The 12,039-nt window shown below is 73.9% G+C and carries 6 protein-coding genes; 4 read left to right on the plus strand and 2 right to left on the minus strand.

Annotated features, from left to right (window positions below; translation table 11 throughout):
- Positions 1–66: 66 nt before the first annotated feature.
- Complete coding sequence (locus KBX43_RS26030; protein WP_210887589.1) at positions 67–1,986, minus strand: chorismate-binding protein; 1,920 nt, start codon at positions 1,984–1,986, stop codon at positions 67–69.
- Positions 1,987–2,206: 220 nt separating this feature from the next.
- Between KBX43_RS26030 and KBX43_RS26035 the strand changes: the two genes are divergently transcribed.
- Genes KBX43_RS26035 through KBX43_RS26045 form a run of 3 tightly spaced genes read left to right on the plus strand, consistent with a single transcriptional unit; the run spans position 2,207 to position 6,703 of the window.
- Positions 2,207–3,577, plus strand: a complete 1,371-nt coding sequence (locus KBX43_RS26035) for an FGGY family carbohydrate kinase (RefSeq protein ID WP_210887592.1) — start codon at positions 2,207–2,209, stop codon at positions 3,575–3,577.
- 31 nt (positions 3,578–3,608) lie between these two features.
- Positions 3,609–6,284: a nitrate- and nitrite sensing domain-containing protein gene (locus KBX43_RS26040; RefSeq protein ID WP_210887595.1), complete on the plus strand. Its 2,676-nt coding sequence runs from the start codon at positions 3,609–3,611 to the stop codon at positions 6,282–6,284.
- 5 nt (positions 6,285–6,289) lie between these two features.
- Positions 6,290–6,703, plus strand: a complete 414-nt coding sequence (locus KBX43_RS26045) for a roadblock/LC7 domain-containing protein (protein ID WP_196806755.1) — start codon at positions 6,290–6,292, stop codon at positions 6,701–6,703.
- A gap of 51 nt (positions 6,704–6,754) precedes the next feature.
- On the opposite strand, the gene KBX43_RS26050 is transcribed toward KBX43_RS26045, so the two are convergent.
- Entirely contained in the window at positions 6,755–8,248 is a 1,494-nt protein-coding gene (locus KBX43_RS26050) for a GH1 family beta-glucosidase (protein ID WP_064445397.1), read from the minus strand.
- 853 nt (positions 8,249–9,101) lie between these two features.
- On the opposite strand from KBX43_RS26050, the gene KBX43_RS26055 reads away from it, so the two are divergent.
- Positions 9,102–11,999 (plus strand): glycoside hydrolase family 48 protein, encoded by a 2,898-nt coding sequence (locus tag KBX43_RS26055; protein ID WP_210887606.1) that lies wholly within the window; start codon positions 9,102–9,104, stop codon positions 11,997–11,999.
- Positions 12,000–12,039 lie beyond the last annotated feature (40 nt).

Below are 12,039 nucleotides of genomic sequence, written 5' to 3' on the forward strand. Positions count from 1 at the left end.
GCGGATGGCGACCGGTGGCCGGACGGGGGCTCTCGAACCCGTCCGGACCACCGGTCGCCCCTCGCCCTACCCGCGATCGGCCGCTCCATGCGCGCTCAGCGCGGGCCGGTCGAGCAGATGTCCGAGCAGATCCGCCAGGACCGAGGTGCCGTCCTGGCTCAGCACCGACTCCGGGTGGAACTGCACCCCGGCGAAACCCGCCCCGCGCAGCGCGTGCACCGCGCCGTCGGCCGGGTCGCGGGACAGCTCCACCGGGCCGTACGGGCCGGTCATCCGGTCGGCGTCGGCGCGGGCGGTGAAGCTGGCGTAGAAGCCGACCCGGCGGGTCACCCCGAACACCGGCACGTCGCGCGGCAACCCCTGGTACGGCGCGTCCCGCCGGTGCAGCGGCAGACCCAGCAGCCCGGCGAGCAGCTGGTGGCCCAGGCACACCGCGAGCGCCGGCCGACCGGAGGCGAGCAGCTCGGCCAGCAGCGCCCGCAGCGCCACCATCTTCGGCGCGTCCGGGTCCCGCGGGTCGCCCGGCCCGGGGCCGACCACCACCAGGTCGTACCCGTCGAGCGGCCCCGGGTCCGGCCAGTCCCGCCGGGTCACCGCCAGCCCCAGCGCGCCGAGCTGGTGGGCGAGCATGCCGGTGAACGTGTCCTCGCCGTCGACGATCAGCGCCCGCCGACCGGCGAGCCCGCGCAGCGCCAGCGCGCCCGCCCGGCGCTGCTCCAGCCAGAACCGGGCCAGCGGCGCGTTGCGGGCGGCCAGCGCGGCCTGCACCTCCGGGTCGTCGGCGTACCTGACGGCCGGCTCGGCGCCGGTGCCCGGCGCGTCCGGGCCGAGACCGAGCGCGGCCAGCACGCCCGCCGCCTTCGCGTGCGTCTCGGCGACCTCCCCGGCGGTCGTCGAGTGCCGCACCAGCGTGGCGCCGACCGGCACCCGCAGCGCGCCCTCGGGCGAGATCTCGGCGGTCCGGATCAGGATCGGCGCGTCCAGCGTCTGCCGGCCCTGCTCGTCGCGTCCGAGCAGTGCGAGCACCCCGGCGTAGTAGCGCCGGCCGGCGCGCTCGTGCCGGGCGATGACCCGGCAGGCGTTCTCCATCGGGCTGCCGGTCACGGTCGGGGCGAACATGGTCTCCCGCAGCACCTCCCGCACGTCCCGGGAGCAGCGCCCGGCCAGCAGGTACTCGGTGTGCGCCAGGTGCGCCATCTCCTTCAGGTACGGCCCGACCACCTGGCCGCCGTGCTCGGCGACCACTGCCATCATCTTCAGCTCCTCGTCCAGCACCATGTACAGCTCCTCCACCTCCTTCGGATCGTGCAGGAAGCGCAGCAGCTCAGCCCGGTCGACGGTCTCGCCCCGGTGCCGGAACGTGCCGCTGATCGGGTTCATCTCGACCAGGCCGTCGGCGACGCTGACGTGCCGCTCCGGGCTGGCGCCGACCAGGATCCGGGCGCCGGTGTGCACCAGGAACGTCCAGTACGCGCCCCGCTCGCGCAGCAGCAGCCGGCGCAGCGCGGCCAGGGCCGCGGCCAGTGGGTCGCCCTGCACCGTGGCGCGCATGGTGCGGTGGATGACGAAGTTCGCGCCCTCACCCCGGCCGATCTCGTCGGCGAGCACCCGGTCCACCACCGCCGCGTACTCGTCGTCGGCGATGTCGAAGCCGGCGTCGGTGGTGCGTACGGCGGCGTCGGGCAGCGCGCCGAGCAGCTCGGCCAGTGGTATCCGCCGGTGCGCCTCGACGGTCAGGAACTCCAGCGGCATGCCGTCGTCCACGCACTCGAAGCCACGCTCGGTGACCTGCCGGAACGGCACCACTGCCAGCGTGCGCGGGCCGGCGCCGTCGTCGGGCAGCGGCAGGTCGGCGAGCCGGTCGGCGGTGCGTACCGGGCCGGTGAACAGGTCGACGTGGTCGGCGCCCTCGCGGCGGACGAGCGCGAACGGGCCGGGGTCGTGGCCGGCCGCGACGGCGGCGAGCGGGTCGGACGGGCGGGTCATCGGGTCTCCTCGGTGGGCCGGTGACCGCCGACGTGGGCGACCCGGGATGCCGGGGAAGACCGGCGGCCGCCTCGTCGGGCGGCCGCGTGGGGAAGCTACGCGCGGGGGTGGGCCGCCGGGTCGGCGGGCCACCAGCAGGACAGGTGCGCGGGCATGACCGTCACTGTACGCGATCAGCCCGCCTCCGGTAAGCCGGTCGCGCCGGGTAGGTTGATCGGCGATGGACATCCTCGCTCTCGATCTGGGCACCTCCTCGGTGCGTGGGCTGGTGCTCGACGCGGACGCGGTGCCGCGTCCGGGCGCGCTGGCCCGTCGCCGGGTGCATCTGGTCACCGGGGACGACGGCACCGGGACGCTGGACGGCCCGGCCTACCTGGCGTGCCTGACGGAGTGCCTGGACGAGCTGGCCGCCGGCGGGCACCTGCGGGACGTGGACCTGGTGGCCACCTCCGCGCAGTGGCACTCGGTGCTGCCGCTGGCCGCCGACGGCACCCCGTCGGGACCGGTGCTGACCTGGCTGGACACCCGGCCGGAGGCGCTCGCCGGCGCGGTCGGCCCGGCCGACCCGGCGGACTTCCACAGGCGTACCGGCACGTGGTGGCACCGCTGCTTCTGGTCGGTGCGGCTGCCCTGGCTGCGGGAGCACGGCGCGCGGAACGCACGCTTCACCGGGCTGGCCGAGTACGTGCTCGGCGCGCTGCTCGGCGACGTGCCGATGTCCATGTCGATGGCTTCCGGCACCGGGCTGCTCGACCTGCGCCGCCTGGACTGGGACCCGGAGGCGTGCGAGCTGGCCGGCGTACGCCCGGAGCAGTTGCTGCGGCTGGCCCCGGACGGCTGGCACGGCCGGCTGAACGCGGAGCACGCGCGGCGCTGGCCGCAGCTGGCCGGGGCGCGGTGGGCGGCGCCGGTCGGCGACGGGGCGGCCGCCAACGTCGGGTCGGGCTGCGTCGACCCGACGCGCGCGGCGGTGACCGTCGGCACCTCCGCCGCGGTCCGGATGATGCAGGCCGTGCCGGCGGGCGCGGAGCCGCCGCCGCTGCCGGAGCAGCTCTGGCGGTACCGGGTGGACCACAACCACGTGGTGACCGGCGCGGCGTACTCCAGTGGCGGCAACCTGTTCGCCTGGGCCAACCGGGAGCTGCGGCTGCCCGAGGGCGCGGCGCTCGAGGCGGCGCTGCGCCGGACCACCGGCTCGGTGCGGGCCAACCCGCGGCTGGGCGGTGACCGGCCGCCGGGCACGGCCCCGGCGGGCTCGGGCGAGCTGCGTGGGCTCAGCTTCGGCACCACCGCCGTGGACGTCCTCGCCGGGCTGATGGGTGGCCTGTGCCGGCTCGTCGTCGACGACCTGGTCCTGCTGGAGGGTGGCGTCGGCGAGCCGATGGAGGTGGTCCTCGGCGGCGGGGCGCTGACCGCCTCGCCGTGGTGGCGCGCGGCGTTCGCCGACACGCTCGCCCCGCGCGAGGTGCGGTGGCAGCGCAACCCGGAGATCGGGGCGGCCGGCGCGGCGCTCGTGGCGCTGGGACGTCTGCCCGAGGCGGCGCACATCGGCGGCATCGGCCGGACGGACGAAACCGCCTCGCACGCGTGACGGTCCGCCCGAAGCGCTGACCGGCCTGCTCGTGCCGTCCGGGCGGCCGTTGACACGGACCGCCGGCCTGGTTGGATGGACTCCGCTCCCCGACGTGGTGGAGTGGAACGAGGAGGCAGGTGTGGGCGCAGGTCCCGACCCGGCTCGTGGCGCGGTCCCGCAGCCGCACCGGCGGCGCTCCGGGTTCCGGCTGCGGGACTGGCGGATGGGCACCAAGCTCGCCACCGTGCTGGTGATCCCGTCGCTGGCGTTCCTCGTCCTGGCCGGCATCCAGACGCGCGGGCTGGTCGGGCAGACCACCACGCTGAGCGCCTTCGCCGAGCAGGTGGGCATCGGCCGGCAGATCGCCGTGGCCGTCGACCGGCTCCAGCACGAGCGGGACCGTACCGCCGGGGAGCTGGCGGGGCTGCGCCGCGCCGGCACCGGCGCCGACCGGGACGCCGCGGTCGCCGCCCTGAAGCCACTGCAGGCGGCCACCGACCGCGCGGTGGCGGACCTGCGTACCGCGGCCGCGCCGCTGGCCGACGCCGACGCGGCCTGGCGGGTGTCCTACTCGGAGGCGCTGGAGGCGTACGACCAGGTCGTCAACATCCGCGCCGCGGTGGCGCCGGCGGTGCTGTCCAGCGACACCGTCCTCAGCAACTACCACCGGTCCGTCGCGGCGCTGCTGAACCTGCTGGCCGAGCCGTCGCCCGGCGGCGGGCGGCAGGAGCTGACCGAGGCGGTGCTGCGCTACGTGCAGCTGTCCCGGGTCAAGGAGTTGTCCTCGCGGATCCGCGCGGAGCTCTACGCCGCCGCCCGCTCCGGCCGGTACGAGGCCGACGACCAGGTGACGCTCAGCGACCTGCGGGCCCAGCAGCTCACCGCGCTCGGCGCGTTCCGGGTCGCGGCGACCGCCGACCAGATCCGCCGCTACGACCAGACCTCGGTCGACCCGGCCTTCGTCGCGGCCACCCGGATGGAGGAGCGGACCCTGCCCGGCGGCGGCGACGCGAAGCCGGCGCTGCTCGACGCGGAGCAGTGGTGGTCGGCCAGTGAGCAGCGGCAGGAGTTGCTGCGCCAGATGGAGAGCGGGGTCGTCGACGACGCGGTACGCCGGGCCGACGACGCCAGCGCCCGGCAGCTGCGCGACACGCTGCTGGTGGCCGGTGGCATCGCCACAGTGCTGCTGGTGGCGGTGGCGATCTCGCTGCTGGTCGGCCGGTCGGTGGCCCGCGGCATGCGGCAGCTGCGCGGCCAGGCGCTGCGGATCGCGCAGGTGGATCTGCCGCTGACGCTGGAACGGCTGCGCACTGTGGACCGTCCGGTCGGCGCGATCGACGTGCCGCCCGCGGTGATCGACTCGCAGGACGAGATCGGCGAGCTGGCCGAGGCGTTCGTCGCGGTGCACCGCAGCGCCGTCGACGTGGCGGTCGAGCAGGCGATGATGCGGCGCAACGTCAACGCCATGTTCGTCAACCTGGCCCGGCGCAGCCAGGTGCTCGTCGAGCGTCAGCTGGAGCTGCTCGACGACCTCGAACGCGAGGAGAGCGATCCGGACCAGCTGGAGAATCTGTTCAAGCTCGACCACCTCGCCGCCCGCATGCGCCGCAACGACGAGAGCCTGCTGGTGCTCGCCGGCAGCGAGTCGACCCGGCGCTGGAACCGCCCGGTGGGTCTGGGCGCGGTGCTGCTGGCCGCGAGCGCGGAGATCGAGCAGTACCAGCGGGTACGCCACGAGAACCGGACGGACCTGCACGTCGTCGGGCACGCGGTGGGCGACCTGGTGCACCTGTTCGCGGAGCTGCTGGAGAACGCCACCTCCTTCTCCCGCCCGGAGACCACGGTGCGGGTCGTCGTCGAGCCGGACGGCCGGGGCGCGCTGGTGCGGGTCGTCGACGAAGGGCTGGGCATGAGCCCGGCGGCGCTGGCCGAGGCGAACGCGGTGCTGGCCGAGCCGCCGGCCGCCGACGTGTCGGCCTCGGAGCGGATGGGTCTGTTCGTGGTCAGCCACCTCGGCGCCCGCAACGGCGTACGGGTGCGGTTGCAGGCCGGCGGCGCGGGCCTGGTCGCCCTGGTGCGGATCCCGGTCGAGCTGCTGGCCGAGGCGCCCGCGCCGGAGGCGGGCCGGCCGGTGCCGGCGGGTCGGCCCGTACCGGGGGTGGACCGGAGCGTCCGCACGCCCACCGGTCCGGTCGCGGCGTCCGGGGCGCTCGCGGCGCCGACGGCCGAGCTGCCGGTGGCGGGATGGCGTCCGGCGCCCGGTCAGCCGGCGGCGCTGCCGCTGTCGCCGCTGACCGGCCGTCCGCTCGGGGACGGGCCGGAGGCGCCGACGTCCGGATCGCCGGCGCCCGCCGCGCCGGCCGGCGCCGTGCCGCGCCCCCGGCCGGCCCGGGCCGAGGACGTCCTGACCCCGGCTGTCGCCGGACCCGCCGGCGGTGGCTGGTTCAGCCGGCAGGGGCCGACGGCGTCGCCGCTGGGTGTGACGCCCGCCCCGGCGCCGACGCCGGTGACCGGAGGGACCAACGAGCGGGGACTTCCGGTACGGGTGCCGATGGCCCAGCTCGCCCCGGCCTCCGTGGCCGACCGCCCGGTGATGCGGCACGAGCCGGACCCGGAGGCGGTCGGCGGCATGCTGTCGCGCCTCTACAGCGGGGTGCGGCGCGCCGAGGCCGAGGAGACCACCGAGATGTACCTGCCGCGCGACGAAGGAGGACGACGACAGTGACGACGTTGAGCCAGGAGGCACGCGACCTGAGCTGGCTGGTGAACGCGTTCGCGGAGCGCGTTCCCGGGGTGGCGCACGCGGTGGTGGTGTCCTCCGACGGGCTCCTGGTGGCGATCTCGGCGCATCTGCCCCGGGACCACGCGGACAAGCTCGCCGCGGTGACCTCCGGCCTGATGAGCATCACCGCGGGCGCGGCCCAGATGTTCGACGGCGACGTCGTCAAGCAGACAGTGGTCGAGATGGGGCGCGGCTATTTCCTGGTGATGCAGATCCGGGACGGCTCGATCCTGGCCACGCTGGCCGGGGCGGACGCCGACATCGGCGTGGTCGGCTACGAGATGGCGCGGCTGGCCAAGCAGGCCGGCGAGATGCTCACCCCGGCGCTGCGCGCCGAGCTGCAGCAGGCGCTGCCGCGCTGATCCGCCGATGCGGGGGCCCGGCCGGCGCGCAGCCGGCCGGGCCGCCACCGCCTACAGCCCGTTGCGGCGGATCACGTCGCGGTACCAGTGGGCGCTGCGCTTGAGCACCCGCCGCTGGCTCGCGTAGTCCACGTAGACCAGGCCCCAGCGCTGCTCGTACCCCTCGGCCCACTCGAAGTTGTCCAGCAGCGACCAGACGTGGTAGCTCTCCAGCGGTACCCCGTCGCCGATGGCCCGGTGGGCGGCGGCGAAGTGGTCGCGCAGGAAGCTGACCCGCCCGGCGTCGTCGACGTTGCCGTCCGCGCCGGGCACGTCGGGGCAGGGCAGGCCGTTCTCGGTGATGGTGATCGGCACCCGGCCGTAGTCCCGGGTGACCCGGGTGAGGATGTCGTACATGCCCTCGGGGTAGATCTGCTGCCACTCCGCCTCGGAGGTGGGCCACTTGCGGACCGTGCTGCCGTCGCCGGTGACGTAGATCGGCGTGTAGTACTGCACGGCGAGCAGGTCGACCGGGCTGGAGATGATCTTCAGGTCGCCGTCGCGGACGCCGCGGACCAGCCGGCTGTCCGGGCCGCGGTCGTCCAGCACGTCCTGCGGGTACGCGCCCTTGAAGATCGAGTCGAGGTAGAGGCGGTTCTCGTAGCCGTCGTGGAGCTTGGTCGCGGCGGCCGCCTCGGCGCTGTCGTCGGCGGGGTAGCAGGGGTGCAGGTTGAGGGCGGGGCCGATCCGGCCGGTGAGGCCGGAGGCGCGCAGCGCCCGCACGGCGAGGCCGTGGGCGAGCTGGAGGTGGTGGGCGACCAGGTACGCCGCGTCCTCGTCCCGGAAGCCCGGGGCGTGGTGGCCGAAGATGTAGCCGTTCTGCACCACGGTCTTCGGCTCGTTGACGGTCAGCCAGACCGGCACCTGGTCGCCGAGGGCGTGGAACACCGCGTCGGCGTACTCGGCGAAGCGCTCGGCGGTGTCCCGGTTCTCCCAGCCGCCGGCGTCCTGGAGGGCCTGGGGTAGATCCCAGTGGAACAGCGTGGCCATCGGCGCGATGTCACGCTCGTGCAGCCCGTCCACCAGGCGGCGGTAGAAGTCGAGGCCGCGCTGGTTGGGGCGGCCGGAGCCGTCGGCCTGGATGCGGGGCCAGGAGATGGAGAACCGGTAGCTGCGCAGTCCCAGGTCGCGCATCAGGTCGAGGTCCTGCGCGTACCTGTGGTAGTGGTCGGCGGCGACGTCGCCGGTGTCGCCGTTGCGGATGCGCCCCGGCGTGTGGCTGAAGGTGTCCCAGACGGACTCACCCCGCCCGTCCTCCTTGGCGGCCCCCTCGATCTGGTACGCCGAGGTCGCCGCGCCCCAGCCGAAGCCGTCCGGGAAGCGCAGTCCGCGGTCCTGCTCCGGGTCGGTGGCGCGCTCGGGCGGGCTGTCGCAGCCGCCGAGCGCGACTGTCGACGCGGCGGTCGCCGTCGCGGTGGCGCCGGCGAGCCCGGTCCGGGCCGCGCCGGCCGCGGTCGCGGACAGGGCGGCGCGGCGGAGCAGGCGCCGTCGGGTGAGTAACGACATGAGGTTTCTCCTCGGAGTGACGGGCCGCCCTGGGCCGGGAGCGCTCCCATCATAGCCAGGGAGCGGCCGGCCCTGATCCGGCGGTCGCGGCGGGTGCGGCGCGGCCGGCGGGCGGCCGGAAAGTGGGTGGGCGGGGGCGTCGCTCGGGAACGCCGCTCGGGGCGGCGTGAGCGGCGAGGGGTGGGGTGGATAGCGAGAAAGGCCGTCCGGGTGGCGTGTCACGCCTGTCCCGTCGGCCTCTTTTGCCGTCGACAACGGGGGTTTAGTGTGGGGACGGGGGAGGGCAACCCCCGTCCCCACCGATGGTGCACACACGCACGAAGTGGAATTGGCGTCCGTCGTGCGCGTCGCGCGGGAGCCGGGCCACGCGAGTGGCTCTGGTTCCACCTCCCTCCGTTTGGCGGGTGGCGGCCGGTGGCGGCGTCCGGGCTGGTCCGCCGCCGGCCTCTGGGCCGACGCGCCGGGCACGGGCGTACCCGGCGATCCAGTACTTGTATCACCGTCGATGGAAGCGCTCCCATCGGCGATGCTGCGACTGTAACGCCCGTCACGGGTTTGGAAAAGCCCCTAAACGAGATCGAAACATGGAAGCGCGTATCTGCGCTGGCCGTTGTGGTGGGAGCGCTTCCATGTCACACTCTCGTCACGCCACGCGGAGCCAGTGACGCGAGCGCGGGCCGCCGAGGGCACCCGGTGACAACCGGTGCGGCGCCCCGATCCCCGGCACGGCCGGGACGACCACCTTTCCGGACGCCTCCGTCCCCCCGCGTACGCCCCGTCGACGCGTGGAGGCGCCCCGCCGGGACCCCGAGGTCCCGGCCCGGTCCGAGGAGACACCGCCCACATGAGACTTCTGGCCAGACGTCGCCGTACGGCGATGCTCGCCGCCGCCGCCCTCGTCATAGGCGGGGTGGCCCTGCCCGCGGGCGCCGCCCAGGCCGCGCCCGCCTGCGACGTGACGTATGCGTCGAGCGACTGGAACAACGGCTTCACCGCCAACGTGACCATCAAGAACCTGGGCGACGCGCTCAACAACTGGTCGCTGAAGTTCACCTTCCCGAACAGCAGCCAGCGCGTGGTCCAGGGCTGGTCGGCCCGGTGGAGCCAGTCCGGCAGCGAGGTGACCGCCACGAACGAGTCGTGGAACGGCAGCCTGCCCACCGGCGCGTCCACCAGCATCGGCTTCAACGGCAGCTTCAGCGGCAGCAACCCGAAGCCCACCGCGTTCACCCTCAACGGGGTGGCGTGCAACGGCGCGCAGACCAACCAGCCGCCGACGGTCTCGCTGAGCGTGCCGTCCGGCCCGTTCGAGGCGCCGGCGGACGTCCCGCTGACCGCGACCGCCAGCGACCCCGACGGCACCATCAGCAAGGTCGAGTTCTACCGCAACGGCCTGCTGGTCAACACCGACACCACCGCGCCGTACGGCTACGACCTGCTCGACCTGCCGGCCGGCAGCTACACGGTGCAGGCCAAGGCGTACGACAACGCCGGCGCCTCGGCGGTCTCGGAGAAGTCGTTCACAGTGACCGCGGCCACCGGGCCGAAGCTGGTCGCCACTCCGTCCGCGGTCACCGTCAGCGAGGGCGGCAGCGCCACGGTCCGGTACACGCTCAGCGCGGCGCCCAGCGCCAACGTGCCGGTGACCCTCGCCGTCACCGGTGACAGCGACATCACCGTGTCGCCGACCACGCTGACGCTCACCTCGAGCAACTGGAGCACCGGCGTCACCGCCACGGTCTCCGCCGCGGAGGACGCCGACACGGTCGGCGGCACCGCCACGATCACCGCGTCGGCCACCGGCTACGCGCCGGTCTCCGTCGTGGCCACCGAGGCGGACAACGACAGCCCCGGCGGCGACAACGCCTACATCAAGAAGTTCCTCGACCAGTACGGCAAGATCAAGAACTCGGGGTACTTCAGCCCCGAGGGCGTGCCGTACCACTCGATCGAGACGCTGATCGTCGAGGCGCCCGACCACGGCCACGAGACCACCTCGGAGGCGTTCAGCTTCTGGCTCTGGCTGGAGGCGCAGTACGGCCGGGTCACCCAGAACTGGGCCCCGTTCAACAACGCCTGGACGGTGATGGAAAAGTACATCATCCCGTCGCACGCCGACCAGGCCACGGCCGGCTCGCCCGGCACCCCGCAGTACGCCGCCGAGCACAACCTGCCCAGCCAGTACCCGTCGACGCTGGACGCCAACGTCCCGGTCGGCCAGGACCCGCTGCGCTCGGAGCTGCAGTCCACCTACGGCACCGGTGACATCTACGGCATGCACTGGCTGCTCGACGTGGACAACACGTACGGCTACGGCCGCTGCGGCGACGGCACCACCCGGCCCGCGTACATCAACACCTTCCAGCGGGGCACCCAGGAGTCGGTGTGGGAGACCGTGCCGCAGCCGTCCTGCGACACGTTCAAGCACGGCGGCCCGAACGGCTACCTGGACCTGTTCGTCAAGGAGTCCAACGCCCCGGCCAAGCAGTGGAAGTACACGAACGCCCCGGACGCCGACGCGCGTGCCGTCCAGGCCGCCTACTGGGCGCTGACCTGGGCCAAGGCGCAGGGCAAGGCGGGCGACGTGGCGGCCACCGTGGCCAAGGCCGCCAAGATGGGCGACTACCTGCGCTACGCGCTGTTCGACAAGTACTTCAAGAAGATCGGCAACTGCGTCGGCGCGAGCACCTGCCCGGCCGCCAGCGGCCGTGACTCGGCGCACTACCTGCTCTCCTGGTACTACGCCTGGGGCGGCGCGTACGACGCCTCGCAGAACTGGTCGTGGCGGATCGGGTCCAGCCACAGCCACTTCGGCTACCAGAACCCGTTCGCGGCCTGGGTGATGACCAACGTCGCGGAGCTGAAGCCGAAGTCGCCGACCGCGGCCTCCGACTGGCAGAAGAGCCTCGACCGGCAGCTGGAGTTCTACACCTGGCTCCAGTCGGCCGAGGGCGGCATCGCCGGTGGCGCCACCAACAGCTGGGACGGCAGCTACGCCCAGCCGCCGGCCGGCACCGCCACCTTCTACGGCATGTTCTACGACGTCGACCCGGTCTACAACGACCCGCCGTCGAACCAGTGGTTCGGCATGCAGGCCTGGTCGATGCAGCGCATCGCCGAGCTGTACCTGGAGACCGGCAACGCGAAGGCCAAGGCGCTGCTGGACAAGTGGGTGCCGTGGGCGATCGCCAACACCACGCTGGGCACCGACTGGTCGATCCCGTCGGACATGAAGTGGACCGGCCAGCCGGCCAACTGGAACCCCAGCAGCCCGCAGCCGAACACCAACCTGCACGTCGAGGTGACGGTCAAGGGCCAGGACGTCGGCGTCGCCGGCGCCTACGCCCGCACGCTCATCGCGTACGCGGCGAAGTCCGGCAACACCGCGGCGAAGGACACCGCCAAGGGCCTGCTGGACGCGCTCTCGGCGGCCGCCGACAGCAAGGGCGTCTCGACGCCGGAGAAGCGCGGCGACTACAAGCGCTTCGACGACGTCTACAACGCCGCCGACGGCCAGGGCCTCTACATCCCCAACGGCTGGACCGGGAAGATGCCCAACGGTGACGTGATCGCCCCGGGCAAGAGCTTCCTGGACATCCGCTCGTTCTACAAGAACGACCCGGACTGGCCGAAGGTGCAGGCGTACCTGGACGGCGGTCCCGAGCCGGTCTTCAACTACCACCGGTTCTGGGCGCAGGCGGACATCGCCATGGCGTACGCCGACTACGGCACCTACTTCCCGCAGGGGTGAGGTGACCCCTCCTTCGTGGGCGGGGGGGGGCCCCCCCCCC

The sequence above is a fragment of the Micromonospora sp. C41 genome, assembly GCF_018070485.1.
In the GTDB taxonomy this organism is placed as follows: Bacteria; Actinomycetota; Actinomycetes; order Mycobacteriales; family Micromonosporaceae; genus Micromonospora; species Micromonospora chalcea.

Coding starts and splice junctions, on each gene's coding strand:
- KBX43_RS26035 (WP_210887592.1), top strand. CDS start 2,207: ATGGACATCCTCGCTCTCGATCTGGGCACCTCCTCGGTGCGTGGGCTG.
- KBX43_RS26050 (WP_064445397.1), bottom strand. CDS start 8,248: ATGTCGTTACTCACCCGACGGCGCCTGCTCCGCCGCGCCGCCCTGTCC.
- KBX43_RS26030 (WP_210887589.1), bottom strand. CDS start 1,986: ATGACCCGCCCGTCCGACCCGCTCGCCGCCGTCGCGGCCGGCCACGAC.